The sequence below is a fragment of the Thermochromatium tepidum ATCC 43061 genome (assembly GCF_009664085.1).
GTDB lineage: Bacteria > Pseudomonadota > Gammaproteobacteria > Chromatiales > Chromatiaceae > Thermochromatium > Thermochromatium tepidum.
The window spans coordinates 1863086-1889673 of record NZ_CP039268.1 but is presented as its reverse complement, the minus strand read 5'-3'; the positions used below and the strand labels follow the sequence as shown (position 1 = coordinate 1889673).

The following is a 26588-nucleotide window of genomic DNA, read 5'->3' as shown; positions in this document are numbered from 1 at the left end:
TCAGCTCGCCAGTCTCGCGGCCGTGGTTGCTAGACGTCGGCCGAGGGCCTGACAGAGTCGCTTTTCCTCTTCCGTCAGTGGCCGATCGTTCTCGGTCCCTGCCAGATGCGAGGGACCATAGGGTGTGCCACCGCTCTGGGTATACAGCAGATCGGTTTCGCTGTACGGCAGGCCCACGATCAGCATTCCATGATGGAGCAGCGGTAGCATCATGCTCAGCAGGGTCGATTCCTGTCCGCCGTGCAGACTGGATGTCGAGGTGAAGACACCAGCCGGCTTGCCGGCCAGGGCGCCGGTAAGCCATAGACTGCTGGTGTCGTCGAGAAAATATTTCATGGCCGCCGCCATGTTGCCGAAGCGCGTCGGGCTGCCGAGCGCCAGACCAGCGCAGTCGCGCAGATCCTCGAGCTCGACATAGGGTGCGCCGGCGGCGGGGACGGCTGGCTCGGTGGCCTCACAGACTGTGGAGACGGGCGGGACCGTGCGCAGACGTGCCTCCAGTCCGGCACTCTCCACGCCGCGCGCGACCTGATGCGCCATCTCGGCAGTGGCGCCGTGGCGGCTGTAGTAGAGAATCAGGATATAGCTCATAACCTGGTTGCATGTCGGATGCTGTTGGTTGCATGTCCGATGATTTAAGCATGCAAGGCGGCGCGCGCCAATCGCTATCCTTGATCCCAGGGATGGATCCGGTGAGAATCGCCCCGCCATCAAACGCCCTGCCAGGGCTAAAGCAGGTTGCGGCGAGTGATCCACAACAATAACCGGGAGGATTCAACGATGGACGAGCGATCCGCCGAGCATCGGGTCTGCTATCGCTGTGTGATTGCCGGGCGTGTCCAGGGCGTCTTCTTTCGCGCCTCGACGCGCGAACAGGCGATGCGACTGGGCCTGACCGGCTATGCGCGCAACCTCAGCGATGGGCGGGTGGAGGTACTCGCGTGCGGCAAGGCGTCTGCTGTGGCGCAGCTGCGCGACTGGCTGCGCGTCGGACCGGCCCTGGCCGAGGTGACGGGTCTGGTCTGCGAGCCGCTGAACTATCAGGAGCAGACTGGATTTATCATCGAATGAGCAGCCGCCCCGTCCGTCAGTATCCGCCCGCCAGATAAAGCGGCATTTCGGAGTACTGTTCAAGCCGCGCGACCCGGGTCTCGAGGCGTCCATCCGGGTGGAGTCTGAGTTCACGATAACCGGGCGAGCAGGCGTCGATCGCAAACTCAGGGCTTCCGGGCCTGAACTGAAGACAGGTCGAGGGCGCGCCCAAGAGCAGATAGCCTCCATGCCGTGCCGAAAAGTCCTGATGGATATGACCGAAAAGGATGGCCTTGACCTGGGCGTGACCTTCGCACAGGGCGAGCAGCTCGGCGCCGTTTGCGACCCCGATCCGGTCGATCCAGGCACTGCCGATGGCCGTCGGATGGTGGTGTAGGGCGATGAGGGTAGGGGCCCGTTCATCGTCCAATAGCTGGGCGAGCTGGGTGAGCTGGGTCGGCGTTAAGGATCCGCCATCGCTTTCTGGAATGCTCGAATCGAGCAGGATCAGATTCCAGTGGCCAAGCCGACGTAGTGCCAAGGGGCCAGGGGCCACCGAATCCAGGTGCTCGGTCATCAGGGCCGGGACGTCGTGGTTGCCGCCGATGCAAAAGTGCGGAACCCCGGTTCTCCTGAGCCGCTCACCCAGATAACGATAGCCCGCTGGGGTCTCGTCATGCACCAGGTCGCCCGTCAGGAGCAGGGCATCGGGCGGTGTGCTCCCAGATAGCGCCAGTGTCAGGACCGATTCGAAGCTGCGGCGTGTCGTGATGCCGAGTAGCTGCCCGCTCGGATCGGCGAAGAGGTGGGGATCTGTCAGCTGCACAAGACGAAACGGCATCTTGGACTCCACCATCATGGCGTTGATCTGTCCCGAACGGGGTGGATGCACTGGTCGAAAAGGGGGGTGTTGCGACATGTCGTTCAGTTCCAGTCAAGTCTTTCCAAGGGGGAATCCGTTCAGGTCAGGTGTCCATGCCTGTCTTTTTTAACAATCCCGGACGCTAGTCGCGATGACGCCGTTCACAACCCTTGTCACTTTCGGTAAGCCGATCGGCGAGAAGCGTGAACCCCTTCACATCTTAATGTCAGACTGAGTCCGTGCAAACTGGCCCGGCGCTTGCTGATATGGGAAACGAGCCGCCCAGAACCGAATGATCGCTCCGATCATTGCTCCCTGGGCGATCCTGCACCCTCAGCCGTTGGGAGTTTAACAAGATGAGTATTAGCACGATCACGAGCGGTCTTGGCGACATCGGCTCCACCTTCAATGGGGCGTTGCGCACCATCAGCGACGACCAGGAACGCTCCAAGACCCTGGAGCAGGTGTTTTCCAGTCTGGACACCAAGGGCAAGGGCTATCTCGATGCCAAGGACTTCGAGACGGCCTTCTCTGGCTTGGGTCTGGCCGAATCCAAGGACGAGTCCGACAAAAATTTGACGCTTCCAGGCGTCGAAGATGTAGTCGCCGCACTCGACATGGACGGCGACGGCACGGTGAGCTCGGATGATCTCACCGAGGGGATGCGCGCCCTGACCGACAGCCTCGCGTTCCTCCAGGACCACGTCGAGCGCTTGGGAAACGAGGCGATGACGTTTGTCCAGAGGCTCGGCAGCCAGCGTCTCGACGCCTCTGCTGAGGCTGGGTCAAAGGCCGAGACCACAGCCGCGACCGAGTCGGTAAGCCCTGAACAGGACAGCCGGCCCAACCTCTTGGTGATGCAGCGCATCATGCAAATTTTGAACGCCTATGGTGCATCCTCTCGCTCAACTGCGTCCGGTGATTCGCTGTCACTGGTCGCCTGATCGAGGAGATCGGTGGCTGCCAGGCTCAGGATCCAGACCCGTCGGTTCATCTCGGGATCGCGCGCCTGGGCCGGCGCCGCGATCGCTCGACCGTTCCAGAGATAGGCGCCAGTGAGCGAGAGGGTATCGTCGAGCGCCAGTCGCAGAACGGCGTGGGCGGCGCGCTCGGGTGTGGGCAGCGCCCAGCCGATCAGCCGGTCGACCAACCGCCAGAACACCCCCTGAGCGCCGTCCGTCCCACCGAGATTGGAGCGAAAAACACCAGGAAAGACGCAGTTGACCCGCACGCCCGTGCCGGCAAGCCGCCGCGCCAGCTCGAAGGTGAAATGTAGGTTGCCGAGCTTGGACTGGCCATAGGCCGCCATCATCCGATAGGGACGGCGCTCCCAATTCCAATCGTCGAGGTCCATGGCCGTGTTCATGCGCGTTCCGACGTTGATGATCTGGGCCGGTGCGCTGGCAATGAGCCGATCGAGCAGCAGGTGAGTGAGCAGGAAAGGCGCCAGATGATTGACGGCCAGGGCACGCTCGATCCCATCCGGACTCAGACGTCGCTCGCGAAAGGCGGTGCCGGCGTTGTTGACGAGTAGATGCAGGGCGTCGAAATGCCCGAGCACGGCGTTGGCCAGGGCACGCACCTCAGACTGGCTGGCCAGATCGGCGACGAACAGCCAAAGCTGCGGATTGCCGGTAGCAGCCTGGATCTCGGCCAGGGCGGCCTCACCCCGTTCCAGATCGCGTGCCACCAGACCTACGCGCCAGTCGGCGGCAGCCAGTCCCTGGGCGATGGCGCGGCCTAGCCCAGAGTTGGCACCTGTGACGAGGGCTGTCTTCATCTCTCGCGCCCCTGACGTCGGCGTGGCTGATACTGAGCGATTTCGCGCAGGATAAGCGCATAGGGCAGGGCATCAAGCGCGCCGAACCGAACGATTGCCTCGGCGACCTTGGATTGGATGTCCTCGATGGAGCTGGGGGCAGGCGTTTCCGGCGCCAAGGCCACACACAGTCCGCGCAATCCGCCGACCTGGAGACGCATGGTCTTGGTGTGGGGCAGGGCGCTGTGGGTGTCGCTCGACTTGAGCGCAAAGCGGGCTTGACGTCTTAGGGTTTCGAGCAGGGCCAGACAATCCGTCCAGGCCTGGGCCGAGCCGCACTGCACCCCTTCGCGTTCGGCGATACAGAACCGGCGCGCCAGCGAGCAGCCGCCGTTGCCGCTCAGGATGGTCTTCTCATAGGGACAGGCGCGCTCGTTGACGGCGCGGTAGGTGTCGCGGAGGGCGTCGTTGTCCATGGCGCGACCCCTGTTCAGGCTCAGCCGACCGAATCGCCGTGTTCGGTGAAGCGCTGGATCCGGCGACGATCGCGCTTGGTGGGACGACCCTTGCGATCAGGTGCTGCCACGCCGAGTTCGCGCCGCTCGCGGACCAGTTCCTGACGTCTGAGCCGGCTGGCCTCGGACTCGGCATAGAGTAGGGCGGCCTCGGCGGCGGGACGGCGTTGGGTGTTGATCGCCCGCACCTCGATCTCCCAGCTCAGGCTGTCCTTGTGGATCTCCAGTCGGCTGCCGGGGCGGATGAGGCGGCTTGGCTTGACGCGCTGGCCGTCGACATGGACCTTGCCGCCGTTGATGGCCTCGATCGCCAGCTGACGGGTCTTGAAGAAGCGCGCCGCCCACAGCCATTTGTCGAGCCGGATGGCGTCGGCCGGATTGTCGACCCGCTCAGTCATCGGTGTCGAGTCCGAGGCGTTCATCGAGTTCGCCCTCCATGTCGAGCAGCACCATGTCGTCATAGCCGCCGACGTGGAAGTCATCGATGAAGATCTGTGGGACCGTATGGCGACCGCTGCGCTCGACCATCTCGGTCATGCGCGCGCGATCTTGATCGACTGGGATCTCGGTAAAGTGGACGCCCTTGCGCTTGAGTAGGCGCCGCGCGCGGTCGCAGTAGGGGCAGGTTTGGGTCGTGTAGACAGTGACCTGGGGCATGGTGTCCGAACTATTGCGAAGATTGGCCTTGGTGTGCGAGCTTCACCCCTGGCTCCGTTTCAGTCAAGTCGTGTCGTCCACACTCCTCTCAGACGCTCAGGTTGCACCATGTATCGCGAGACCCCCCAGCCCATCCATCTCAAGGACTATCGTCCACCCGAGTTCCTGATCGATCGGGTGGAGCTCAGATTCGAACTCGATCCCGAGTGCACGCACGTCGAATCGCGGCTAGATCTGCGGCGCAATCCGGCCGCGCCCCCGGGGGGCGGTGATCTGTGGCTAGATGGCGAGGAGTTGCGACTGACGCACCTGGCCATCGACGGTCGGGTCCTCGCCTCCACCGAGTATCGGGTCGATCCTAGGGGTCTGACCCTGTATCAGGTACCCGACCGCTTCACCCTGGAGACCCAAGTCGAGATCGAGCCGAGTCTCAACACCGCGCTCAAGGGGCTTTATCAGTCCGGCGACCTGCTCTGCACCCAGTGTGAGGCCGAGAATTTTCGGCGCATCACCTATTTCCTCGACCGACCGGACGTTCTGGCGCGCTACACCACCACCCTCATCGCCGATCAGGCGCGCTTTCCGGTGCTCTTGTCCAACGGCAACCCGATCGCGCGCGCCGAACTCACCGACGGGCGTCACAGTGTCACCTGGGAAGACCCCTTCCCCAAACCGAGTTATCTATTCGCCCTGGTCGCCGGCGATCTCAGCCTGATCGAGGATCGCTTTGTCACCGCTTCGGGGCGCGAGGTCCGACTCCAATTGTTCGTCGAGCCGCACAATCGCGACAAGGGCGAGCACGCCTTAAACGCGCTCAAGAAGGCGATGCGCTGGGACGAGGAACGCTTCGGGCGCGAGTACGATCTGGATTTCTACATGATCGTCGCTGTCAGCCACTTCAACATGGGCGCGATGGAGAACAAGGGGCTCAATATTTTCAACGACAAGTTCGTGCTCGCGCGTCCCGACACGGCCACCGATGCCGATTTCGACGGCATCGAGAGCATCATTGCGCACGAGTATTTCCATAATTGGACCGGCAATCGCATCACCTGTCGCGATTGGTTCCAGTTGAGTCTGAAGGAGGGGCTCACCGTCTATCGCGATCAAGAGTTCAGCTCCGATGTCGGCTCGCGCGCGGTCAAGCGCATCCGTGACGTGCGGGCCCTGCGCACCCATCAGTTCGCCGAGGATGCGGGGCCCCTGGCCCACCCGGTGCGCCCCGAGTCCTACATCGAGATCGACAACTTCTATACCGCGACCGTCTATGACAAGGGCGCCGAACTGGTGCGGATGCAGTCCGCCTTGCTCGGCCCCACGACCTTTAGGCACGCAACCGACCTCTATTTCGCGCGTCACGACGGTCAGGCCGTGACCATCGAGGACTTCGTGCGCTGCATGGAAGATGCGAGCGGGCGCGACCTGAGCCAATTTCGGCGTTGGTACGAACAGGCCGGCACGCCCGAGCTCTTCATTCGGGGTCACTATGATGCGGCGACCTGGACCTATACCCTGAACGTGCGCCAAGAGACGCCGCCGACACCCAACCAGCCGATCAAGCGGCCCTTGCACATCCCGCTGGCCATCGGGCTGCTCGGTCCCGATGGGCGCGAATCACCAGTATGGCTGGCCGGTGAACCCGAACCACCGGCGCCTGGAACGCGCCTTTTGGAACTCACCGAGCCCGAGCAGCAGTTCGTCTTCACCGGTCTGAGCGAGCGCCCGGTGCCCTCCATCCTGCGCGGCTTTTCGGCCCCGGTCCGGGTCCATGACGATCTCAGCGACGCCGACCGGCTGTTCCTCATGGCCCATGACCGCGACGGCTTCTGTCGCTGGGATGCCGCCCAGACCCTGCACGAACGCCTGATCCTGGCGCTGGTCGCGGATGAGACCCACCCCATTCCCGAGGATTACCTCGCCGCCTTTCGGCACGCCCTGGGCGACACCACTGCCGATCGGGCACTGCTCGCCGAGATGCTGACCCTCCCCAGCGAGACCTATCTGGGCGACCGAATGGCGGTGATCGATGTCGAGGGTCTCCATCGCGCCCATCGACATCTGATGTGCGAACTGGGCTGCCGGCTGCGCACCGAGCTGCTCGCCATCTATGACTCCCACGCCGAGACCGGACCCTATGTCTTTGCGCCCGAGGCGGTCGGTCGGCGTGCGCTCAAGAATCTGGCCCTGAGCTATCTGGTGTATGCCGGGGATGAATCCGGGCTCGCCTGCTGTCGCGCCCAGTTCGAGACCGCGCACAATATGACCGATGTCATGGCCGCGCTCGGTCTGCTGGTCGATCAGGGTGGAGACGAGGCAGAGGCGGCGCTCCAGTCCTTTTATCGCCGGTGGACAGGTGAGCCGTTGGTGATCGACAAGTGGTTCTCGGTCCAGGCCAAGTTCGCGCGTCCGGATGCCTTGGAGCGGGTGAAGGCCCTCATCCACCACCCGGATTACAGCCCGCACAATCCCAATCGGGTGCGTGCCCTGGTCGGCACCTTCGCCAAGACCAACCAGGTGTGCTTCCATGCCGTCGATGGGTCCGGTTACCGCTTCCTGGTCGATCAGGTGTTGGAACTCGACCCGATCAATCCGGTACTGGCCGCGCAGCTCCTCAAACCCTTCGAGCGCTGGCGAAGGTTCGATGCCGGGCGGCAGGCCCTGATGCGGACCGAACTGGAGCGCATCCTCGGGCGCGAAGGTCTGTCGAGCGATGTGTTCGAGGTCGCCTCCAAGGCGCTGGCTTGAACCAGGCCGACGCACCCGTGCTGGTTGGGTGTTCGCCGGTGCCCGGGTTCTCAAGGTCTAGGCCGACAATCGCCGGTACTTCAACCGATGCGGCTGATCGGCCTCGGCGCCGAGCCGGCGATGGCGGTCGGCCTCATAGTCGGCATAGTTGCCCTCGAACCAGACCACCTGCGAATCGCCCTCGAAGGCGAGGATATGGGTCGCGATCCGATCCAAAAACCAGCGATCATGGCTGATGACCACCGCACAGCCCGGGAACACCAATAGGGCCTCTTCCAAGGCGCGCAGGGTCTCGACGTCCAGGTCATTGGTCGGCTCGTCGAGGAGCAGCAGATTGCCGCCGCGCTTGAGCATCTTGGCCAGATGCACGCGGTTGCGCTCACCCCCCGACAGGTCGCCGATCCGCTTCTGCTGGTCCGTGCCCTTGAAATTGAAGCGTCCGCAATAGGCGCGCGAGGGGATCTCGTAGCGCCCGACGGTGATGATGTCGGCCCCCTCTGAGATCTCTTCCCACACGGTCTTGGTGTCGTCGAGGGCATCGCGGCTCTGGTCGACATAGGCGATCTCGACCGTCTCGCCGACACGCAGGGTACCGGCATCGGGTTGCTCCTGGCCGGTGATGATCCGAAACAGCGTGGTCTTGCCCGCGCCATTCGGACCGATGATGCCGACGATACCGCCCTTGGGCAGGTTGAACGAGAGGTCCTCGAACAGCAACTTGTCGCCATAGGCCTTCCTCAGGCCCACCGCCTCGATGACCAGGTCGCCGAGCCTTGGCCCAGGCGGGATATAGATCTCGTTGGTCTCGTTGCGGGCCTGGAATTCCTGCGATTGCAGCTCATCAAAGCGTGCCAGACGTGCCTTGCTCTTGGCGTGACGGCCCTTGGGGTTGGTGCGAACCCACTCCAATTCCTGCTTCATGGCCTTGATACGCGCCTGCTCCTGGCGCTGCTCAAGCTCCAAGCGTCGTTCCTTTTGATCTAGCCAGGACGAATAATTGCCCTCCCAGGGGATGCCGTGACCGCGATCGAGCTCCAGGATCCAGCCAGCGACATTGTCGAGGAAATAGCGGTCGTGGGTGACGGCGACTACAGTGCCCGGATACTCCTGCAGGAAGCGCTCCAACCAGGCGACGGATTCGGCGTCGAGATGGTTGGTCGGCTCGTCCAGGAGCAGCATATCCGGCTTGGACAGCAGCAGCCGACACAGGGCCACGCGCCGCCGCTCGCCACCCGAGAGCTTGGTGACATCCGCGTCCCAGGGCGGCAGGCGCAGGGCCTCGGCGGCGACCTCGAGGGTGCGGTCCAGGTTGTGGCCGTCGGTGGCCTGGATCAGATTCTCCAGCTCGGCCTGTTCGCGAGCGAGTGCGTCGAAATCGGCGTCCGGCTCGGCATAGGCGGCATAGACGGCCTCGAGCCGCTCCAGCGCGGCCTTGATGTGACCGAGCGCCTCTTCGACGTTGCCGCGCACGTCCTTGGTCGGATCAAGCTGGGGCTCCTGGGGCAGATAACCGATCTTGATGCCGGGCTGTGGGCGCGCCTCGCCCTCGATCTCGGTGTCGATCCCGGCCATGATCCTAAGCAGCGTGGACTTCCCGGCGCCGTTGAGACCCAGCACGCCGATCTTGGCGCCCGGGAAGAACGACAGCGAGATGTCGCGCAGGATGACCCGTTTGGGCGGCACGACCTTGCCGACCCGATTCATGGTGTAGATATATTGAGCCATGGATTCCGTGTGATGATGGTAGACGGCGAAGAGAGTCCCCTATTATGCCCCAGATCCTGATCGCCTCGACCCTGGATGATCTCAGCCCAGTGCATGATCTGGACCGCGATCAGCGCGCGCGCCTGGCCGCAAGCGGTCAGATCGCCGCCGTGCCGTCCGGCAAGCGGGTCACGGCCATCCAGGAGCATCCATGGATGCTGTATCTGCTCTCAGGACAGGTCTGCCTGATTCAGGGTGAGCGCAAGGAGTTGATCCAGGCCGGCAGTCGCCGCGCCTTGCAGCCGCTCTTCTCCGAACACCATCTGCTCGATCAGGCGGTGTTCACGGCCGATTCTGAGCTCTTGCGCCTCGACCGTCAGCTCTACAACAGTCTGAACGCCCCAGGACGTCCTGCCGTGCCCGGCCTGCTCGACGAGCTGGATCTCAGCGACGCCGAGGGCGCCCTGCTCGGCAAGCTCTATCACGCCTGCAAGGAGGATAAGCTGGCCTTGCCCACGCTGCCCAAGGTCGCCCGCGCGATTCAGGAGGCGATGAAGGATCCCAACATCACCTCAGCCCGACTGGCGCGCATCGTCCAGGTCGATCCGGCCGTCACCGGCGGGCTGATCCGGTTGGCCAACAGCGTCTTCTATCGCGGCATGAAGACCATTCCGGACGTGCGTAACGCCATCATCCGGCTCGGCATCGACGTGACGCGCTCGGTGGTCATGAGTCTGTCGATGCAGCAGCTGTTCCGTACCAAGTCGCCGCTCATGAAGCACCGCATGAAGGCGGCCTGGAACCGGAGTGTGCATATCTCGGCCCTGAGCTATGTGATCGCGCGCCATTGTCCAAGATTCAATCCGGAACATGCGATGCTGGCCGGGCTGGTGCACGATGTTGGCGTGATCCCGATCCTTGACTATGTCAGCCGCAACGAGATCCAGGTCGGCGAGGACGAACTGGAGGCGGCCATCATCAAGTTGCACCGACTGGTCGGAGAGCTCGTGGTCAGCTATTGGGGATTGGGACCCGAGATCATCGAGGTGGTGCGCCATTCGGGCGACTGGTACCGCGACGACCAAGAACTGCCGAATTATTGCGACATCGTGCGGGTCGCGCGGCTCTATCGGCTCAACCAATCCGAGTCGCGCGGTCCGCTACCGCGCTACGACGAGGTGCCGGCCTACTACAAGCTTGGGTTGGTCTTTCCGGTCGGCGGGGAGACGGTCGATGTGATCGCCGAGGCCAGCGAGGAGCTGGCGGTGGTCATGGCGATGCTCAAGGGTGAGGGCAAGGGGCCCTGAACCGGGTGGGCCCCCGTGCCTCACTGGCCTGTGGGGACGCGATCCGACGCTCAATCGACCGCGGGCAACCCAGCGAGCGCCATCGCGACCTCCTCCTCGGCATACTCCAGGTCCTGGAGCTTGCCGCCCAGATAGTCGGTATAGGCCTGCATGTCGAAGTGACCGTGGCCACTGAGATTGAAGAGGATGGTCTTGGACTCACCGCGCTCGCGGCACTTCTCGGCCTCGTCGATCACCGCACGCACCGCATGATTGGCCTCGGGCGCCGGGATGATGCCCTCGGCCTTGGCGAACTGGAGCCCGGCGGCGAAGCATTCGAGCTGGTTGTAGGAACGCGGCTGGATCAGACCGAGCGCGGCCAGATGACTGACCTGGGGCGCCATGCCGTGATAGCGCAGCCCGCCGGCGTGGAAGCCGGGTGGGACGAAATCGGCCCCCAGGGTGAACATCTTGCACAATGGGGTAAGACGCGCCGTGTCGCCGAAGTCATAGGCGAACACGCCCTTGGTGAGGCTCGGACAGGCCGAGGGCTCGACCGCGATACAGCTGACCTGGGGGCCGCCACGCAGCTGTGCCCCCAGGAAGGGGAAGGCGATGCCGGCGAAGTTGCTGCCGCCGCCGGTGCAGCCGATCACCAGGTCTGGATAGGCGTCGGCCAGCTCCAGTTGCTTCATGGCCTCCAGCCCGATCACGGTCTGATGCAAGAGCACATGGTTGAGCACGCTCCCGAGTGCGTACTTGGTGTCGGCATTCTTGGCCGCCACCTCCACCGCCTCGCTGATGGCGATCCCCAGGCTACCGGTGCTGTCGGGGTGTTTGGCCAATACCGCGCGCCCGGACTCGGTGGTGTCGCTGGGGCTGGCGATGCACCGGGCACCGAAGGATTCCATAAAGGCGCGCCGATAGGGCTTCTGGTTGTAGCTGACCTTGACCATGTAGACCAGGATCTCGATCCCGAACATGGATCCGGCGAGCGCGAGCGAGGAGCCCCATTGCCCAGCGCCGGTCTCGGTGGTGATGCGCTTGACCCCCTCGACCTTGTTGTAAAACGCCTGGGCGACCGCCGAGTTGGCCTTGTGGCTGCCGGCGGGGCTGACACCCTCATATTTGTAGAAGATCCGGGCCGGGGTCTGGAGCGCCTGTTCTAGACGGCGCGCGCGATAGAGTGGGGAGGGGCGCCACTGCCGCCACACCGCACGCACGGGTTCGGGGATCTCGATCTCACGCTCTGTGCTGAGCTCTTGCTCGATGACGCCGCGCGGAAAGATGACCTCGAGTTCCTCGGGTGTGATGGGTCGTTTGGTCCCTGGATGCAACACCGGATCGAGCGGCCTGGGCAGATCGGCGTTGATGTTGTACCAGAAGCGAGGCAGGTGCTGCTCGTCGAGCAGATATTTGACGGTGTCGTTCATGCGATCATGTCGTTGGTTTAGATGAGTTTCGATGACGGCTAGTCTGCCAGGGGCTAGCCTTGTCCAGCGCGCGAAAGCAACCAGTGCGTGAGCAGCGCCACCGGGCGTCCGGTGCCACCCTTCTCCTTACCGCTGAGCCAGGCGATGCCGGCGATGTCCAGATGTGCCCAGCGGTAATTTTTGGTGAAGCGCGAGAGAAAGCAGGCGGCGGTGATAGCCCCGCCGTCGCGTCCGCCGACGTTGGCCATGTCGGCAAAGTTGCTGTCGAGTTGGGTTTGGTACTCCTCCCACAGCGGTAGTCGCCAGGCGCGATCGCCGGCCGCTTCTCCAGCGGCCAGGAGTTCCTCGGCGAGCCGATCGTCGTTGGTGAAGAGCCCGGCCGGATGTTTGCCAAGCGCGATGACACAGGCGCCAGTCAGGGTCGCGAGATCAATGACGATCTCAGGCTCGAAGCGCTCGCAGTAGGTCAGGGCATCGCAGAGGATGAGACGACCCTCGGCATCGGTGTTGAGGATCTCGATGGTCTGACCCGAGAGACTGGTGACGATGTCGCCCGGCTTGTTGGCTGCACCGTCGGGCAGATTCTCGGTGGCCGGCACCACGCCGATCAGATGGAGCGGCAGATCGAGCTCGCAGACCGCGCGCAGTGCGCCCATGACCGCCGCGCCGCCGGCCATGTCGTATTTCATCTCGTCCATCTCGGCGGCGGGCTTGAGCGAGATGCCGCCGGCATCGAAGGTCAGTCCCTTGCCGACCAGGACCAGGGGTTTGGTCTCCTGGGGCGCGCCGCGATAGTGCATGACGATCAGTTTAGGCGGCTGCCGGCTACCGCGCGCGACCGAGAGCAGGGCGCCCATACCCAGCTCGGCCATCTGGGCCTCGTCCAGCACCTCGACCTCGAGCCGGGGATACTGCTCGGCGAGCGCGTACGCCTGCTCGGCCAGATAGCTAGGGGTACAAAGGTTACCGGGCAGATTGCCGAGCTCGCGCGCCAGCCGGATGCCCTCGGCCATCGCCCGGCCGTGACGCAGTGCGCGTTCAGCGTCGGCGGTCTCGGACTTCTTGCCGAGCCAGAGGTTCAGACGCTTGAGCGGTGTCTTGGGGGCCTGCTTGTCCTCCTTGGTGCGGGTGTAGCGATAGGTTTTATCCTCGACCGTCACCACGACATCGCGCACACTGGTATAGAGATCAAGTGCCTTAGGTAGGGTCTCAGGGAGCGCCAGGGTTGCCTCACTGGCACCGCTCTGCTGCAACAGGCTCGCGGCCGCTGCGAGCGCCTGGCGATAATGGCTGCGGGTAAACTCCTTTTTCTTGCCCAGCCCGACCAGGAGCACGCGCTCGGCGGCCACACCGGGCAGGTCGTAGAGCAGCAGCGTCTGGCCGGCCTCGCCCTCGATGTCGCCCTTTTTGAGCAACCGGCTCAACTGTCCGTCACTGGCCGCGTCGATCCGCTCGGCTGGGGCCGAGCGCTTGCGTTTCTCGAAGATCCCGAGTATCAGACAGGGGGTCTTGTGGGTTGCGAGATCGCCGGTCTTGATCTTGAACTCCATCGTCTGCTCCTTACAGGCTCAGTGGCGAGGCCAAGGGTCAGAGTTTACAGAAAATGACGCCGGTGCGTCGTCCGTCGTGCTATGCAGTTTCGCCCCAAAACAATCAACCTGGACAGGGTTACATGCCGATTCTGGATCGTTATCTGGCCTGGGTGGTGATGAGCAGTACCCTGCTGACGCTCGGCGCTCTGCTGCCCTTGATGGGGGTCTTCATCCTGTCGGATGAGCTCGACGCCATAGGCACCGAGCGTTACGGCCTGACCGAGGCCATCGTGTTTACGCTCCTGAGCCTGCCGCGCTATCTCTATCAGATCTTCCCAATCGCGACCCTGATCGGCGCGCTCATTGGCCTGGGCACCCTGGCCAGTCGCTCGGAGCTGGTCGCCATGCGTGCCGCCGGCGTCTCGGTCGGGCGTCTGGTGCGTGCGGCCCTGCTGGGTGGGTTGGTACTGGCGGCCGTCGCCGTGGTGCTTGGCGAACTGGTCGCGCCCATTGCCGAACAGCGCGGTCTCGAACTGCGGCGTCTGGCGCTCTCGGGTGAGGCGGCCCAGTTGACGCCCTATGGTTTCTGGGCCATCGACGATGGGGCCTATGTCAACATCCGCGAGATCCGTTCCGGAACCAGTCTGCGCGACATCGACATCTATCGGGTGGATACCGCCAAGGGCACACTGGAGGCGAGCCATGCCGAGTGGGCTCGTTATGAGGATGGACGCTGGGTGCTGGAGGGGATCGCCATCAGCCGGGTCGATGGTGAGGGAGTCGGCGTCGAGCGTGTCGAGCGCGCCGAGTGGGATTCGCTGCTCGATCCGGGCCTGCTCAGGGTGGTGGTGGCCGATCCGCGCGCCTTGCCGGTGTGGGGCCTTTACAAGTACATCCGGTTCATGTCGGTCAACAAGCAGGACGCCAGCGCCTACGAGATCGCCTTCTGGGGCAAGGTGCTGCATCCGGTGTTGACCCTCTCGATGATCCTGATCGCCATCCCGCTGCTGCTCGGCTCCTCGCGCAGCAACGGCATGGGACGGCGGATGCTGGCCGGTATCTTGGTCGGGCTGGTCTACTATCTGGTCAGCCGTACCTTCGCCTATCTGGCGCTCCTGTTTGGGATGAATGCCTTCCTGGCCGCCGCTGCCACGCCCATGCTCTTCATCGGCACGGCCATGCTCCTGCTCAGGCGGGTGGGTTGACCCTATGACAGGCGCACTCAGGCGTCCTTCGGCAGCAGCACGACCCGGGTATTGGATTTGCTGTCGTGCCAGGCCAGACCCTGGCGGTTGAACAGGCTCCACCATAGCCCCAGGCCCGCTGGCAGTAGGCTCAGGATCGACCAGAAGAAACGCTTGACGGCGGCATTGAAACTGACCGCTGTGCCATCCTGAGCGATGACCTTGAGACGCCAGGCCTTCATGCCCAGGGTCTGACCGCCGTGGGTCCAGAAATAGACATAGAAGCCACAGGCAACCAACAGCAGATAGATCCGTTCAAGCAACAGGTGGTGTTTGTGCAACTCTTCGCCGGTGATGACGCCGTAGGGGACGACGACCAGGCCGACGGCGACCATCAATACGGCGATGAGCAGCAACAGGTCATAGAGAAAGGCAGCGATCCGGCGGAAAATAGAGGGTTTCTGGGCGTGCGAGAGGTCAAATGACATGGTCTTCAGTGTGGGTCCACAGGGTTGGAGTGAATTGGCCCTGGGCGAGGCCGCCAGGGCCGATCGGATCGCGTCCGGAATGCGACTGACGAACGTCACCGCCGACGCGGTTCAGAGATGAGTATTAAACCATTTCTCTTCCGGCTTTTGCGACGGGTACCCATGCCCTGGATCGCGATCGTCGTGGGACTGGCCACGGGCATCGTCGTCTGGACCCTGCTCGATCAGATCCAGAGCCGGCAGGTCGATAAGATTTTCGACCAGGAGCTCCAGGTCCAGCTCGACTTGCGCGCGCGCGAGAGTCTGATTCGTTTCGACCGCTATCTCGCCGGCTATGCGGCCACCACACGCCTGCTGGCCAATTACCACAGGCTCTCTGAATATCTCGATCCGCTATTTTGGTCGGACGACGAGGCGATCGATCCGGTTGTCTATAAGGACTTCCGTCCGCCGTGGCTGCCGGACTTTTTCGAGCGCGACGCGCTCATGTCGCCCAGCCATGTGCTCCTGACCGACGCTCAGGGTCGGGTGCGCGAGCGCTTTCAGGCCGGGGCCGACCCCCTGCCCTCCAAACTGACCGATCAAGTGCCGCTTCAGTGGCTTGACCGTCATGAGATCCGCACCGTCATCGAACGTCTCGGTGAGCGGCTCCATCTGATCGTCAGCGATGCGGTCGAGGACGCGGGCGGCGATCAAATCGGCTATTTGGTGGTGCTGGTTCCGGTCGATGCGGCCTTCCTCTCTGCCTCGCAACGTGGGGTCGACGCCGAGCGCGCTTCAGTGGCCTTGGTCGACGGCGAGGATCAACGTCTGCTTGCGAGTCTCGATCCCGGGCTCATCCCCATCGGCTCGCTCCTGAGCGACTGGAGCAAAACCCATGTCGTCACTTCGCAGCCGCTGCCCGAATACCTGATGTCGGACTCCAATCTGCTGTTCGCCACCTTGGTCCCACAAGCGCGCGTGGAGCGGATGTCGCGTCATGTGCGTATCTTCGAGCGCCGCCAGCGCTTCTTTGCCGCCGCCGTATTCGTGATCGTCTTCACTGGCCTGATCTATCTGGTCTCGGCGCGTCTGAACAAGGTGCTCAAGCGCATGACGCGCTTCTCCCAGCGCGCGCTCGGCATCCCGGAGCCGGGTTTTCAGCGCGCCGGCAACCAGCTGATGCTGCTGGAGGACTGGATCCAGCAGTTCACCCAGTTGGTGCTCAAGGCGCGCGAGGAGATGAGCCGGCGCCATCAGGCCGAAATGCGCGAGAGTGAGGCGCTCAAGGCGGCGATGATGGAGGCCTCGCTCGATGCCATCGTCACCCTCGATCACAGTGGGCGGGTGATCGAATACAATCCGTCCGCCGAGCGGTTGTTCGGACTGGGACGACCCTTCGCCCTGGGCGCCGTCTTCGCCGAACGTTTCCTGCCCGATCTGGCCCGGCCTGCCTTCAAGCGCCTGCTCGACCGCTCGCGCCATCGTCAGCGCGAGCCGCTTGGACGTGGCGAGCTGATCGCGCGGCGCGCCGACGGCACCGAGATCCCGGTCGAGATCTCGATCGCGCCCATCGAACGGGTCGACGAGCGTTTCTTTACGCTGTACATCCACGACATCACCAGCCGCAAGCAGGCCGAGCAGGAGATCAAGAGCCTGGCGCGCCTCGCCAGCGAGAGCCCGCATCCAATCCTGCGCGTCAGCGCCGCCGGACAGATCGTCTATGCCAACAACGCCAGCCGTCCGCTGTTGCGCGCCTGGGCCGTGGAACCCGGTGAACCATTGCCCGCGGACTGGGGTGCGGCGGTCGCGGCCGCCCTGGAGACCGCACAGCCGCTTGAGCGCGAACTAGAGGTCGGCGGACAGGTCTATTCGCTTCTGTTGGCACCGATCCGCGATCTCGGTTATGTCAACCTCTATGCACGCGACATCACCGCCGTGCGCCGCGCCGAGCAGGAGTCGCGTCAGCACCAGGCCGAGCTGGTTCATGTCTGCCGGCTGAGCACCATGGGTGAGGTCGCCACCGGCATGGCGCACGAGCTCAATCAGCCGCTCTCGGCCATCGTCAACTATGCCAACGGCTGTGTGCGTCGGTTGCAGGGCGGTCAGGGTCGGCCAGAGGAGCTGATCGAGGCCCTGAACCAGATCACAGCCCAGGCCCAACGCGCCGGTGAGATCATCAAGCGTCTGCGCGCCCTGGTCGGCAAGCAGCCGCCCGCCTGCACCGAGGCCGATCTCAATCATCTGGTACGCGAGGTCTGTTCATTCCTGGAGTTCGAAATCAATCGGGTCGGGGCCATGGTTGAGCTGGAACTGAGTCCCTTGGCGATCCCGGTCTGTGTCGATCCAGTCCAGATCGAACAGGTGCTGCTCAATCTGGTCGGCAACGCACTCGATGCGCTGGAGGAACAGTCGGAATCAGAGCGTCGGCTGTGGATCCGGACCGAGATCGAAGGCGACTGGGCGCATGTGGCCGTCGCCGATAGTGGTCCGGGGATCGAGCCTGGTTACCTGAAGCGTCTCTTCGACCCCTTCTTCACCACCAAGGAAGGGGGCATGGGGATGGGACTGGCCATCAGCCAGACCATCGTTGAGAATCATGAGGGACGGATCTGGGCCGAGTCCGTGATGGGGCAAGGCTCAACCTTTCATCTGCGCCTGCCGCTGGCGTCGTCCATCCGCGAGGACCTGGGCGCGCCGGACGTCATGCTGGAAACCACATCGATAACATGACTGCCGAAGCCACTGTATTCATCGTCGATGATGACCAAGCCATGCGTACCTCGCTACAATGGCTGATCGAATCGACCGGGATGTCGGTCAAGACCTATGACTCGGCCGATGCCTTCCTGGCTGACTATTACCCTGGACGCGCCGGCTGTCTGCTGCTGGACGTGCGCATGCCGGGCATGAGCGGCCTGGAGTTGCAGGCCCATCTGGCGCGCGAGGGGTTCCGGATCCCCGTCATCCTCATCACCGGCCATGGTGATGTGGCCATGGCGGTGCGCGCCATGAAGGCCGGGGCCCTGGACTTCATCGAAAAGCCGTTCCACGACGAGGATCTGTTGCGTAGTCTCCGCAACGCACTGGACTATGATCGGAAGACGCGCGCCAATCGTCTGGTGCGTGCCGACATCGCACGGCGTCTGGCCGAGTTGACGCCGCGCGAGCATGAGGTCATGGCCATGGTGACGGACGGCAAGTCGAACAAGGAGATCGCCGCCGCGCTCGGGGTGAGCACCAAGACGGTCGAGGCCCACCGGGCACGGGTGATGGAGAAGATGCGCGCCGAGTCGCTGGCCGAGCTGGTGCGCATGGCGCTGATCGCGGCCCCGGAGACCTTGCCATGACCCCCTATCATCCGATCGGCGTCTTTGACTCGGGTCTGGGGGGATTGACCGTACTGCGCGAGATCCGTCGTCTGTTGCCGAGCGAAGATCTTCTCTATGTGGCCGACTCGGCCCATGCGCCCTATGGCGACAAGTCCGTGGCCTTTATCGAGTCACGCGCCATTGCCATTGCCGAGTTCCTGCTCGAACACGGCGCCAAGGCAATCGTGGTCGCCTGCAACACCGCCACCAGCGCCGCCGCCCAGCTGTTGCGTACTCGGTACAGTGTCCCTCTGATCGCCATGGAGCCGGCCGTTAAACCGGCGGTCGAACGCACGCGCTCGGGCGTAGTGGCCGTGCTGGCCACGCGCCAGACGCTTGCCAGTCACAACTTCTCGCGGCTGCTCGGGCGACTCGAAACCCAGGCTGAGATCCTGTTACAGCCCTGTCCAGGTCTGGTCGAGCGGGTCGAGGCCGGTGATCTGACGGGGGCGGCGACGCGCGATCTGTTGCGCACCTATCTAGAACCTGTGCTCGCTCGCGGGGCTGATACCCTGGTTTTGGGCTGCACCCACTATCCGCTGCTGACCCCCTTGATCCGCGAGCTGACCGGGCCGGACGTGCTCATTCTGGACTCGGGCATGGCCGTCGCGCGCCAGGTACGCCGCCGATTGAGTGAGGTCGAGCTGCTGGCCCCGGAGGCGCGGGCTGGACGCGAGCGCTTCTGGACCAGCGCGCACCCGGCCAGGATGCATGCCTTTATGGCCAGACTCTGGGGGGGAGAGGTCGAACTCGCGCACTGGGTCGAGTCGGAAACCGAGGGTGGCCGGAGATCTCCCTTCGCCCTGGCGCTGGAGCCGATCTGATCCCAGGTGTTGTATGCCACCCGCCATCATTCCGCGCGTCGTTCGTTGCGTTCGGACGGAATGAGCGTCGGGACGCGCGGATCGATCCCTTCCAGCATGAACACAAACGCCAATACCTCGGCGACGGCTACATAGAGCGCGCGCGGGATCTCGGCCCCAAGCGGGATCTGTGCCAGGGCCTCAACGAGCACCGGATCGGCATGCAGTGGGATGTCGTGCTCCTCGGCGATCTTGAGGATCTGCTCGGCGGTCAGGCCGGTTCCGGTGGCGGTGACGCGCGGGGCATTCTTGCGGTCCCAAGAAAGCGCAACCGCCTTGGCGGTCTTGGGTGCGGGATCCTTGGGTAGCCGGCTCACGCCTGTTCTCGCACCAGTGAATCGGTAAAGGGCGGGGCAGGCCGTTCGAGTGGGCGATATCCGGCCTGGAGGCTCGCAACCTGGATCTCATGTGCCTCCAGACGCCTGCGCAAGTCGCTTAGGTGCTGCCTGATCTGGCTAGCGCCATCCACATGTCCAGACTGAAAACTGGCATTGAGGCGTTCGTGGCGGAGTGTCAGCCAGATGTTCAGTGGACCGAGCCTGGGCAGATCAAGCCGCAGGCACAGGCTCCAGGTCTCATGTTGGTTGGCTTCGCCTGACTGTTGGCGCCGAATGTCGACCTCCAGGGCCTGGAGTCCGCTCGGCGTCCGGAAGGGAATTTCCAACGCCCATTGGGTCTGATTCCCAGGGCCTTCGAGCGACTGGAGCTGTTTGGTCACGACCTGCTTGATCATGCCTTCCACCTCGCGCGCGAGGCCTGCCGTGCGCGGGTGAGGCTGCTCGAGGCGGCGCGCCTCAGCCGACTGTTCGCTGTCGGGGTTGGACGGTGGTCCTGAATCCGGGGCATCCAGGTCGCGTATGCGTGTTCCGTGTGGCCTGGGTGTTCCCTCGGGGCTTGAAGGCGTGTTTCCGGTTGAGGCACCTGCGGGCTCAGGCCGTACACCGGGTTGGGGGCGTGGCTGTGGGGTAGGAGGTGGCGCGTTGGCTCGCTGTTCGCCGGCTGGATGACTCGTGGGTGACGCGCTCGGTGGAGTCACTGTCTGGACACGCAGACGCTGGGCGAGCATGAGCAACTGGGCCTTGAGATCCAGCTTTAGCTCGCTCGACCAGGCCGGATCCATCGCGGTCCGTGCCAGCAACGCCTCCAGCCAGAGTCCGGAGCGACTGACGGCGGTCAACAGTCGTTCGGGGTCGGTAAGATCGGTGGCGCTGACCAGGTGGTCAATCAAGGTGGTAACGGCATGCTGGATCTGAATGGGGCCCGTCGTCTCCTCGGGTGGCGGTGCCGGCGGCATCAAGGGCTTTGGAACCACAGCCTGATCGGGCCCGATCGCTCTTGCCAGTTGGGCTTTGATGTTCTCCAGGGTGGCGGCAAGCGGACGGGATTCGGGCCAGTACTGCCTGAACTGCTGCCTGAGCCATTCACGCGAGCCGGCCAAGGCCGTTGGGTTCGAACCTGTTGTGGGTACCGAACGATCCGCCGGTGGAAGGAGCTTCAGGATGAGCGTCGAACCCGTGGCGACGACCTCGGCGCGCAGGGGTGGCGGTGTACCGGCCGCCGTCCCTTCGCCGCTGGTGGCCTGGAGCGCCTTCGCCGGCAGGGCGGCGGTCAATTGCACACGGACGTCATTGGTCCAGGTCGCCGATCCCACGAGCGGACGCAATTGCGCTTCGATCAGGTCTGGGCCGAGGGATCGGGTTGGAATGAGCTCGACCTGCATCCCAACCTGGAGTCGGGCGATCAGTTCGCTTGCAACAGCGGACTGCACTCGCCTACCGATAACCGTGGCGGTTGCAGCGACACCGGACGGCTGGAGGCCAAGGGGTTCGCTCATGGGCACCCCGAGTCTCTCATGCCTGACTGAGGGTGCGTCCGCGCCGACCACCCGTAGCGGTCCGGCCCCGTGGATCATAGGTGGTTGTACTGGCGTCCTCGCCCTTGAGCAGATGTAGCATCATGGCCACGCGCCGCTGGTCACGTTCGATCAGACGCGCATTCTCGGCGTTGAGTCGGTTACAACGGCGGGTGTGTTCGAGCAGGGTCGACCAGCGTGCCCCAAGCTGGCCGGCCTGGTCGTGCTTCTGGAGGAATTGCTCGATACCTGCGGGTGTGAAGCCAAAGCCAGCGGCCTCGACCCAGTATTTCTGCTGGACGGTCTCGTTCTCCAGACGAACCAAGATCTCTCGCTTCGAATCGACGACCCGCTGGAGATGATCGGGATCCCTGGACTCGATCGCCTGCAGTTCCTCCAGCATCAGTTCCTCAAGACGGCGCATGCACTCGAGGGCGCGATCCAGCGAGACGGCGAAGTCCTTTGGATCATCCGCGTGCGCGCCTGGAGCGGGCGTATCCTGGGTGCTCAAGCGAAAGCCCCCTCGAACTCGAGCATCCGCCGGGCCAGACGCTGGCTGTCGATCTCGTAGCGCCCCTCGGCGAGGGCTGCTTTGATCTCGGCGACGCGCACACTGTTGAAGGGCGGATCCTGGGCGCCACCGCGCACGGCGCTCAGGGTCTTGGCGGTCTCGGTGAGTGTCACGGATTCGCCCACCGCGCCCTTGGGACTGGTCAAGGTCGGTTCCGACGCCGAGGGGGTGCTACCGCGCGGCTTGCTCCCGGCGGACGGTCCGTCGGTACGCAGGTTGTTTCCAATAGGAAGCTTGATATCCATGGGCTGGATCCTGGGTCGATTGGGACACGCCTATGAATATCGGCGATTGGGCGGAAAACTGTAGTGCATGGCGGTGTCTTTGTTGTCGTTCGGAGGCGCTCATGTGCCATCATAAACCGACACGTACTGCGCCGGAAGGCTCGACATAGCCCTCGACGACACGTTTCGATGAGCTGTTGCGCACCCGGATGCGCGCGCCCTCGCCGCCGTCTTCCAGGGCAATGCCCTTCATGCGCACGACTAGGCCGGGACGCGCCGAGAAGAGCGTCACCTCCTGGCCACGTTTGACGACTCGTCGCTGGGTGACATGGGCGCTGGTGAGCACCTGACCGGGAACCAGGTGCCGGCGCGAGGTCATCCCAACCACGGCCTCAGGTTCGGTGAAATAACCATTGGTGAGTCCCGAGACCGCTTGACGCTCCAGGCGAATGTCCTCGGGCTGAATCACCTGCTGGCGCGCGATCGGGCGGTCGACGACTAAGACCTCGGCATGGCGTTCGATCCGTGCTGGGATGAACACCGACCAGCTCACGGGATCGGAACAGCGGACGTTGATGGTGGTCTGGCCTTCGGTGCGCGCCCCTGGGGCGAACTGGGCAGTCGGTGGATGGGCACAGCGTGTCAGTTGCAAGCGGCTGTCGAGTTGGCCGATCTCGATCTCAACCTCCTGACCGTCTGCCGCCTTGATCATGGTCGCAGCAAATTGACGTGCCGTGTTTAGGATGCGCGTGATGGATTCGCTCTCGGAGGCCAGTGTCGGCTGGCAGAATCCAGCGGCGAGCAGCGCGTACCCGAGTAGGCACGGTAGGTGCACCCGTGTCGGATTTGAGTGTTTGGTCGTCCTGAGCGTTGTCGCTGTCATGATTTCGACTCCTCGCATGGCATATTTGACTGAAATCATGCATGAAATGCGCCGCCTCGATCTGGTCGCTTGGCGGACAAAGGGTTACCGTTCAGGGTACGTCGAGCCGCTCCCTGACTGCTACACTGGCCACCAGTGCGCCTGGACGAGATCTTGTCGTGTGACAATCAAGAGGGTGTGGTTGAGATGAGCCAATTTATCGATGACATCGATCAGCGGACCCGCCTGGTCGGGCAGAACCGCATGGAGCTATTGCTGTTTTATCTCGGTGGTCAGCAGATCTTCGGCATCAACGTCTTCAAGGTCCGGGAGGTCATCGCCAAGCCGACCCTGAGGCATCTTCCAGGCTCCAGCCCCATGGTCTGCGGCGTGGCCAACATCCGCGGGCGCACGGTCTCGGTGATCGATCTGGCGCGTGCCATCGGCTTTGATCCCATGCCGGTCGATCAAAACAACGACGCCAAGGTGATTGTGACCGAGTTTAACCGCTCGGTGCAGGGATTCTGGGTCTCGGCGGTCGACCGTATCGTCAATCTCAATTGGGAGACGATCAAACCGCCGCCGCGCGGCACCGAGCGTGAGAGCTATCTGGTCGCCGTCACCGAGGTGGATGGCCATCTGGTCGAGATCATCGACGTCGAGCGGGTCTTTGCGCAGATCAACAACCTGAACCTCGATGTCTCAGGCGAGATCCAGACCCTGGCCAAGCAAGTGCCGCATGACAGACACATCCTGATCGTGGATGACTCACTCGTGGCGCGCAAGCAGATCGAGCGCTCGATCAGCGAGCTGGGATTTCGAACCGAGAGCCGCGCCGACGGCAAGGCGGCACTCGAATATCTGGAGGAGCTGGCCGCCGCCGACCGGGTCAAAGACTCGATCGAGCTGGTGATCACTGACATCGAGATGCCGCGCATGGACGGCTATACCCTGACCCGCAAGATCCGCGAAAATGCCAAGCTCAAGGATCTGTGCGTCATTCTGCATTCCTCACTGAGCGGTCAGTTCAATATTGATATGGTCAAGCGTGCTGGTGCCAATGACTTCCTGGCCAAGTTTGATCCGGACGAGCTGGGCGCGACCGTGCTCAAATATGCGCGTCATTCCTGATGATGGGGGCCATGTGTGATTGACGCGCAGGATTACGCCGAATTCGCTCGCTTCTTGTCGGACTGCTGCGGCCTGGTGCTGGGCGAGAATCGTCAGTATCTCGTCGCCAGCCGGCTGTCGCGTCTGCTCGGTGAGTTCGGGTACAGCAAGGTCGAGGATCTATTGCGGGCATTGCGCCAGTCTGGCGATCCGACGCTCAAGTCGCGCGTCATCGACGCCATGACCACCAACGAGACCTCCTGGTTTCGGGACGGTTATCCGTTTGAGATCCTGCGCCACACACTGTTGCCGGAACTGGAGGCGCGCAAGAAACCCATCCGCATCTGGTCGGCGGCCTGCTCCAGCGGTCAGGAGCCCTACAGCATCGCCATGGTGGTCGCCGAGTGGGAGGCGAGCTTTCCGCCCAAGTCCTCGCCGGTCAGTATCCTGGCCACGGATCTGTCCGAGAGCGTTCTGGCTGAGGCACGCAACGGTGTCTATGACGGCCTGAGTATCGTGCGCGGTCTGACGCCCGAGCGGCGTCAGAAATACTTCGACACGGTCGAGAACGGCCATCGGATCAAGCCCGAGATCCAGCGCCGGGTCCGTTTCCAGAAGCTCAATCTCATGGATTCCTTCGCCGCGCTCGGCAAGTTCGAGATCATCTTCTGTCGTAATGTCCTGATCTATTTCTCCGCCGACACCAAACGTCGGATCTTTGACGCACTGGCCCGCCAGATGGACCCCGGTGGCTATCTCTTTGTCGGCGCCTCCGAGTCAGTGAGTTCCTATACCGACGCCTTCGAGATTGTCCGCACCCCGCAAGGCAGTCTGCTGCGCCGTCGCGCCTGACGCCTTGCGTTGGCCTGGCTCAGGGAAGGGTGTCATTTCCACACGCCAAGTGAAGCCCGTGAAGAAGGGTTCTCCAATCGGCTGGCATGTCGGTTGCATTTTATCAAGCAACCTGAGTTGCGGATGCCGAAACCATGAGTCTCTCGCTCGACAAAGCCTTTGGAGTCCTGCCCTCGGCGGTGCTCATTAAGGCCCGTCGTGCCGAGCTTCTAGCCTCCAATCTCGCCAACGTTGATACGCCGAATTACAAGGCGCGTGACTTTCATTTCACCGAGGTGCTGGCCGAGGTCGAGGGGATGACCAATCGTCTAAAACTGACGCGAACCCAACCCAATCATTTGACGAATGAGATCGATAAATCCAAGGCACTGAAGCCCGAGCTGCTCTATCGTATCCCGGCTCAGCCGTCATTGGATGGCAATACCGTTGATCCACAACTCGAGCGCGCGGCCTTCGCTGAGAACACCGTGCATTATCAAAGCACGCTTGAATTTCTCGATCGCCGGGTCGCGAGTCTACGCAAGGCCCTAAGTAAAGAGTGATGCCATGAGCGATCTGTTTCGTATCTTCAATACCTCGGCCTCTGCGCTGACGGCCCAGTCGGTACGGCTCAATACCGTGGCCTCTAACATGGCAAATGCCTCGACAACGGCCTCGAGCCCGGAGGCGACCTATCGTGGCAAGCAGGTGCTCTTTCAGACTGTGATCGATCAGGAGGATCCGAATGGTGTTGCCATGCCGGTGCGGGTCGCAGGAATCGTCGATAGCGAGTGTGAACCGATTCCAACTTATGAACCCAATCATCCACATGCCAATAAAGATGGCTATGTGTTTCGACCGGCGATCAATGTCGTCGAGGAGATGGCCAACATGATGTCGGCCTCGCGCAGCTACGAGGCCAATGTCGAGGTACTGACGACCACGCGCGCCCTGTTACAGCGGACCCTGCAGGTGGGTCAGAGCTGATTCCGCATTGATCTGTATTTTTTTAGGAGCGGCCATCATGACAGAAGTGAGTACTGATTATTTGAGCGGACTCGGCTTGACTGCCTATTCGCCAAAATCGAGCGTTCAAGGTGATAATGAACTTGGTCAAGAAGATTTTCTCAGGCTTTTGACTACCCAGCTAACGACCCAAGACCCGACCAATCCAGTCAAAAACGAGGACTTCGTTGCACAGATGGCCCAGTTTTCGACCCTGACTGGTATTCAGGATCTGACGAGTTCATTCAAGTCTCTGTCACAGACACTATTGCAGGGCCAGGCTTTAGAAGCGGCCTCATTGGTAGGTAAAAGTGTGCTAGTTCCATCTAACAAGATGGAGTTATCTGAGGGACAGGGCGTAAGCGGTGCGGTAGAGCTATCGAGTTCTGCGACTCAGACAAGGGTCGATATCTACAATGCGAGTGGTCAGCTGGTCCGTACTCTGGATTTGGGCACATTGAATTCTGGTCTTCAAGAGTTTAATTGGGATGGCAAGCTAGCCAATGGTTCTAAAGCCCCAGCCGGCCAGTATGAATTCAGGGTCAGTGCACAGATCAACGGTGTGACTGAGGCCTTGACCCCTTATCTCAATGGCCAAGTCAGGAGTGTTTCGGCCGAGAGCTCGGATACAGGATTGACCCTCAGCGTTCAGGGGATCGGGACAGTTTCGTTTTCGGATGTCCTGCGTGTCAGTTGATGAGGCGATAATTGTTTGAGCTTTTC

The 26588-nt window shown here is 62.8% G+C and carries 28 protein-coding genes; 13 read left to right on the top strand and 15 right to left on the bottom strand.

Annotated elements, in window-relative coordinates; translation table 11 throughout:
• The gene (gene wrbA, locus E6P07_RS08565; RefSeq protein ID WP_153975219.1) at positions 1-591 is read right to left on the bottom strand and encodes an NAD(P)H:quinone oxidoreductase; all 591 of its coding nucleotides are present in this window, start codon (positions 589-591) and stop codon (positions 1-3) included.
• A 189-nt stretch (positions 592-780) separates the two neighbouring features.
• Here wrbA and E6P07_RS08560 point away from each other — a divergent pair, with 189 nt between their 5' ends.
• Entirely contained in the window at positions 781-1071 is a 291-nt protein-coding gene (locus E6P07_RS08560; RefSeq protein ID WP_153975218.1) for an acylphosphatase, read from the top strand.
• A gap of 16 nt (positions 1072-1087) precedes the next feature.
• Here the strand turns inward: E6P07_RS08560 and E6P07_RS08555 are convergent, their stop codons facing one another.
• The gene (locus E6P07_RS08555) at positions 1088-1873 is read right to left on the bottom strand and encodes a metallophosphoesterase (RefSeq protein ID WP_153975217.1); all 786 of its coding nucleotides are present in this window, start codon (positions 1871-1873) and stop codon (positions 1088-1090) included.
• Between the two features lie 377 nt (positions 1874-2250).
• Here E6P07_RS08555 and E6P07_RS08550 point away from each other — a divergent pair, with 377 nt between their 5' ends.
• Positions 2251-2838: an EF-hand domain-containing protein gene (locus tag E6P07_RS08550; protein WP_153975216.1), complete on the top strand. Its 588-nt coding sequence runs from the start codon at positions 2251-2253 to the stop codon at positions 2836-2838.
• On the opposite strand, the gene E6P07_RS08545 is transcribed toward E6P07_RS08550, so the two are convergent.
• Genes E6P07_RS08545 through grxC form a run of 4 tightly spaced genes read right to left on the bottom strand, consistent with a single transcriptional unit; the run spans position 2781 to position 4825 of the window.
• Complete coding sequence (locus E6P07_RS08545; protein ID WP_153975215.1) at positions 2781-3674, bottom strand: SDR family NAD(P)-dependent oxidoreductase; 894 nt, start codon at positions 3672-3674, stop codon at positions 2781-2783. The genes E6P07_RS08550 and E6P07_RS08545 overlap by 58 nt on opposite strands.
• Positions 3671-4129, bottom strand: a complete 459-nt coding sequence (locus E6P07_RS08540) for a hypothetical protein (protein ID WP_153975214.1) — start codon at positions 4127-4129, stop codon at positions 3671-3673. Before E6P07_RS08540 ends, E6P07_RS08545 begins: the two co-directional genes overlap by 4 nt.
• Positions 4130-4149: 20 nt before the next feature.
• Entirely contained in the window at positions 4150-4590 is a 441-nt protein-coding gene (locus E6P07_RS08535) for an RNA-binding S4 domain-containing protein (RefSeq protein WP_425505128.1), read from the bottom strand.
• Positions 4559-4825 (bottom strand): glutaredoxin 3, encoded by a 267-nt coding sequence (gene grxC / locus E6P07_RS08530; protein ID WP_153975213.1) that lies wholly within the window; start codon positions 4823-4825, stop codon positions 4559-4561. The genes E6P07_RS08535 and grxC overlap by 32 nt, the downstream gene beginning before the upstream one ends.
• Before the next feature lie 108 nt (positions 4826-4933).
• Here grxC and pepN point away from each other — a divergent pair, with 108 nt between their 5' ends.
• Positions 4934-7570, top strand: a complete 2637-nt coding sequence (pepN, locus tag E6P07_RS08525; RefSeq protein ID WP_153975212.1) for an aminopeptidase N — start codon at positions 4934-4936, stop codon at positions 7568-7570.
• 57 nt (positions 7571-7627) lie between these two features.
• Here the strand turns inward: pepN and ettA are convergent, their stop codons facing one another.
• Entirely contained in the window at positions 7628-9295 is a 1668-nt protein-coding gene (ettA, locus tag E6P07_RS08520) for an energy-dependent translational throttle protein EttA (RefSeq protein ID WP_153975211.1), read from the bottom strand.
• A 44-nt stretch (positions 9296-9339) separates the two neighbouring features.
• Between ettA and E6P07_RS08515 the strand changes: the two genes are divergently transcribed.
• Positions 9340-10581 carry an HDOD domain-containing protein gene (locus E6P07_RS08515; protein ID WP_153975210.1) on the top strand — a complete coding sequence of 414 codons (1242 nt, stop codon included), beginning with the start codon at positions 9340-9342 and terminating at the stop codon, positions 10579-10581.
• Positions 10582-10631: 50 nt separating this feature from the next.
• On the opposite strand, the gene E6P07_RS08510 is transcribed toward E6P07_RS08515, so the two are convergent.
• Positions 10632-11993, bottom strand: a complete 1362-nt coding sequence (locus E6P07_RS08510) for a TrpB-like pyridoxal phosphate-dependent enzyme (protein WP_153975209.1) — start codon at positions 11991-11993, stop codon at positions 10632-10634.
• Between the two features lie 53 nt (positions 11994-12046).
• Positions 12047-13543, bottom strand: a complete 1497-nt coding sequence (locus E6P07_RS08505; RefSeq protein ID WP_153975208.1) for a leucyl aminopeptidase — start codon at positions 13541-13543, stop codon at positions 12047-12049.
• Between the two features lie 122 nt (positions 13544-13665).
• On the opposite strand from E6P07_RS08505, the gene lptG reads away from it, so the two are divergent.
• Positions 13666-14730: an LPS export ABC transporter permease LptG gene (gene lptG, locus E6P07_RS08500; RefSeq protein ID WP_153975207.1), complete on the top strand. Its 1065-nt coding sequence runs from the start codon at positions 13666-13668 to the stop codon at positions 14728-14730.
• A 17-nt stretch (positions 14731-14747) separates the two neighbouring features.
• On the opposite strand, the gene E6P07_RS08495 is transcribed toward lptG, so the two are convergent.
• Entirely contained in the window at positions 14748-15197 is a 450-nt protein-coding gene (locus E6P07_RS08495) for an RDD family protein (protein ID WP_153975206.1), read from the bottom strand.
• Between the two features lie 117 nt (positions 15198-15314).
• Here E6P07_RS08495 and E6P07_RS08490 point away from each other — a divergent pair, with 117 nt between their 5' ends.
• The 3 genes from E6P07_RS08490 to murI are packed head-to-tail and all read left to right on the top strand — an operon-like array spanning position 15315 to position 19371.
• Complete coding sequence (locus E6P07_RS08490; RefSeq protein WP_246172795.1) at positions 15315-17909, top strand: PAS domain-containing sensor histidine kinase; 2595 nt, start codon at positions 15315-15317, stop codon at positions 17907-17909.
• Positions 17906-18526 (top strand): response regulator transcription factor, encoded by a 621-nt coding sequence (locus E6P07_RS08485; RefSeq protein WP_153975205.1) that lies wholly within the window; start codon positions 17906-17908, stop codon positions 18524-18526. Before E6P07_RS08490 ends, E6P07_RS08485 begins: the two co-directional genes overlap by 4 nt.
• Positions 18523-19371, top strand: a complete 849-nt coding sequence (gene murI / locus E6P07_RS08480) for a glutamate racemase (protein WP_153975204.1) — start codon at positions 18523-18525, stop codon at positions 19369-19371. The genes E6P07_RS08485 and murI overlap by 4 nt, the downstream gene beginning before the upstream one ends.
• Positions 19372-19397: 26 nt before the next feature.
• Here murI and E6P07_RS08475 read toward each other — a convergent pair whose 3' ends face one another.
• The 5 genes from E6P07_RS08475 to flgA all read right to left on the bottom strand — a co-directional run bounded on the left by E6P07_RS08475 (position 19398) and on the right by flgA (position 22940).
• The gene (locus tag E6P07_RS08475) at positions 19398-19727 is read right to left on the bottom strand and encodes an EscU/YscU/HrcU family type III secretion system export apparatus switch protein (RefSeq protein ID WP_153975203.1); all 330 of its coding nucleotides are present in this window, start codon (positions 19725-19727) and stop codon (positions 19398-19400) included.
• Positions 19724-21244 carry a flagellar hook-length control protein FliK gene (gene fliK / locus E6P07_RS08470; RefSeq protein ID WP_162008621.1) on the bottom strand — a complete coding sequence of 507 codons (1521 nt, stop codon included), beginning with the start codon at positions 21242-21244 and terminating at the stop codon, positions 19724-19726. The genes E6P07_RS08475 and fliK overlap by 4 nt, the downstream gene beginning before the upstream one ends.
• A gap of 16 nt (positions 21245-21260) precedes the next feature.
• A complete protein-coding gene (locus tag E6P07_RS08465) occupies positions 21261-21773 on the bottom strand; it encodes a flagella synthesis protein FlgN (protein ID WP_153975201.1) in 513 nt (170 codons plus the stop codon).
• Entirely contained in the window at positions 21770-22078 is a 309-nt protein-coding gene (gene flgM, locus E6P07_RS08460) for a flagellar biosynthesis anti-sigma factor FlgM (protein WP_153975200.1), read from the bottom strand. Before flgM ends, E6P07_RS08465 begins: the two co-directional genes overlap by 4 nt.
• A 109-nt stretch (positions 22079-22187) precedes the next feature.
• Complete coding sequence (gene flgA / locus E6P07_RS08455; RefSeq protein ID WP_153975199.1) at positions 22188-22940, bottom strand: flagellar basal body P-ring formation chaperone FlgA; 753 nt, start codon at positions 22938-22940, stop codon at positions 22188-22190.
• 186 nt (positions 22941-23126) lie between these two features.
• Between flgA and E6P07_RS08450 the strand changes: the two genes are divergently transcribed.
• The 5 genes from E6P07_RS08450 (at position 23127) to E6P07_RS08430 (ending at position 26562) form a co-directional block, all read left to right on the top strand.
• Positions 23127-24050, top strand: a complete 924-nt coding sequence (locus E6P07_RS08450; RefSeq protein WP_153975198.1) for a chemotaxis protein — start codon at positions 23127-23129, stop codon at positions 24048-24050.
• 15 nt (positions 24051-24065) lie between these two features.
• Positions 24066-24881 (top strand): CheR family methyltransferase, encoded by an 816-nt coding sequence (locus tag E6P07_RS08445; RefSeq protein WP_153975197.1) that lies wholly within the window; start codon positions 24066-24068, stop codon positions 24879-24881.
• Between the two features lie 134 nt (positions 24882-25015).
• Positions 25016-25423 carry a flagellar basal body rod protein FlgB gene (gene flgB / locus E6P07_RS08440; protein ID WP_153975196.1) on the top strand — a complete coding sequence of 136 codons (408 nt, stop codon included), beginning with the start codon at positions 25016-25018 and terminating at the stop codon, positions 25421-25423.
• 4 nt (positions 25424-25427) lie between these two features.
• Positions 25428-25847 (top strand): flagellar basal body rod protein FlgC, encoded by a 420-nt coding sequence (gene flgC / locus E6P07_RS08435; protein WP_153975195.1) that lies wholly within the window; start codon positions 25428-25430, stop codon positions 25845-25847.
• Positions 25848-25884: 37 nt separating this feature from the next.
• Positions 25885-26562: a flagellar hook assembly protein FlgD gene (locus E6P07_RS08430; protein ID WP_153975194.1), complete on the top strand. Its 678-nt coding sequence runs from the start codon at positions 25885-25887 to the stop codon at positions 26560-26562.
• The last annotated feature ends 26 nt before the right edge of the window (positions 26563-26588 follow it).

What these genes read in the sequence shown, in the direction of transcription:
- grxC (WP_153975213.1), bottom strand. Translation starts at nt 4,825, where the DNA reads ATGCCCCAGGTCACTGTCTACACGACCCAAACCTGCCCCTACTGCGAC.
- E6P07_RS08555 (WP_153975217.1), bottom strand. Translation starts at nt 1,873, where the DNA reads ATGCCGTTTCGTCTTGTGCAGCTGACAGATCCCCACCTCTTCGCCGAT.
- pepN (WP_153975212.1), top strand. Translation starts at nt 4,934, where the DNA reads ATGTATCGCGAGACCCCCCAGCCCATCCATCTCAAGGACTATCGTCCA.
- flgC (WP_153975195.1), top strand. Translation starts at nt 25,428, where the DNA reads ATGAGCGATCTGTTTCGTATCTTCAATACCTCGGCCTCTGCGCTGACG.
- flgM (WP_153975200.1), bottom strand. Translation starts at nt 22,078, where the DNA reads ATGGATATCAAGCTTCCTATTGGAAACAACCTGCGTACCGACGGACCG.
- E6P07_RS08505 (WP_153975208.1), bottom strand. Translation starts at nt 13,543, where the DNA reads ATGGAGTTCAAGATCAAGACCGGCGATCTCGCAACCCACAAGACCCCC.
- E6P07_RS08495 (WP_153975206.1), bottom strand. Translation starts at nt 15,197, where the DNA reads ATGTCATTTGACCTCTCGCACGCCCAGAAACCCTCTATTTTCCGCCGG.
- lptG (WP_153975207.1), top strand. Translation starts at nt 13,666, where the DNA reads ATGCCGATTCTGGATCGTTATCTGGCCTGGGTGGTGATGAGCAGTACC.
- murI (WP_153975204.1), top strand. Translation starts at nt 18,523, where the DNA reads ATGACCCCCTATCATCCGATCGGCGTCTTTGACTCGGGTCTGGGGGGA.
- ettA (WP_153975211.1), bottom strand. Translation starts at nt 9,295, where the DNA reads ATGGCTCAATATATCTACACCATGAATCGGGTCGGCAAGGTCGTGCCG.
- E6P07_RS08515 (WP_153975210.1), top strand. Translation starts at nt 9,340, where the DNA reads ATGCCCCAGATCCTGATCGCCTCGACCCTGGATGATCTCAGCCCAGTG.
- flgA (WP_153975199.1), bottom strand. Translation starts at nt 22,940, where the DNA reads ATGACAGCGACAACGCTCAGGACGACCAAACACTCAAATCCGACACGG.
- E6P07_RS08490 (WP_246172795.1), top strand. Translation starts at nt 15,315, where the DNA reads ATGAGTATTAAACCATTTCTCTTCCGGCTTTTGCGACGGGTACCCATG.
- E6P07_RS08510 (WP_153975209.1), bottom strand. Translation starts at nt 11,993, where the DNA reads ATGAACGACACCGTCAAATATCTGCTCGACGAGCAGCACCTGCCTCGC.
- E6P07_RS08540 (WP_153975214.1), bottom strand. Translation starts at nt 4,129, where the DNA reads ATGGACAACGACGCCCTCCGCGACACCTACCGCGCCGTCAACGAGCGC.
- flgB (WP_153975196.1), top strand. Translation starts at nt 25,016, where the DNA reads ATGAGTCTCTCGCTCGACAAAGCCTTTGGAGTCCTGCCCTCGGCGGTG.
- E6P07_RS08485 (WP_153975205.1), top strand. Translation starts at nt 17,906, where the DNA reads ATGACTGCCGAAGCCACTGTATTCATCGTCGATGATGACCAAGCCATG.
- E6P07_RS08535 (WP_425505128.1), bottom strand. Translation starts at nt 4,590, where the DNA reads ATGAACGCCTCGGACTCGACACCGATGACTGAGCGGGTCGACAATCCG.
- E6P07_RS08550 (WP_153975216.1), top strand. Translation starts at nt 2,251, where the DNA reads ATGAGTATTAGCACGATCACGAGCGGTCTTGGCGACATCGGCTCCACC.
- E6P07_RS08545 (WP_153975215.1), bottom strand. Translation starts at nt 3,674, where the DNA reads ATGAAGACAGCCCTCGTCACAGGTGCCAACTCTGGGCTAGGCCGCGCC.
- fliK (WP_162008621.1), bottom strand. Translation starts at nt 21,244, where the DNA reads ATGAGCGAACCCCTTGGCCTCCAGCCGTCCGGTGTCGCTGCAACCGCC.
- wrbA (WP_153975219.1), bottom strand. Translation starts at nt 591, where the DNA reads ATGAGCTATATCCTGATTCTCTACTACAGCCGCCACGGCGCCACTGCC.
- E6P07_RS08430 (WP_153975194.1), top strand. Translation starts at nt 25,885, where the DNA reads ATGACAGAAGTGAGTACTGATTATTTGAGCGGACTCGGCTTGACTGCC.
- E6P07_RS08450 (WP_153975198.1), top strand. Translation starts at nt 23,127, where the DNA reads ATGAGCCAATTTATCGATGACATCGATCAGCGGACCCGCCTGGTCGGG.
- E6P07_RS08560 (WP_153975218.1), top strand. Translation starts at nt 781, where the DNA reads ATGGACGAGCGATCCGCCGAGCATCGGGTCTGCTATCGCTGTGTGATT.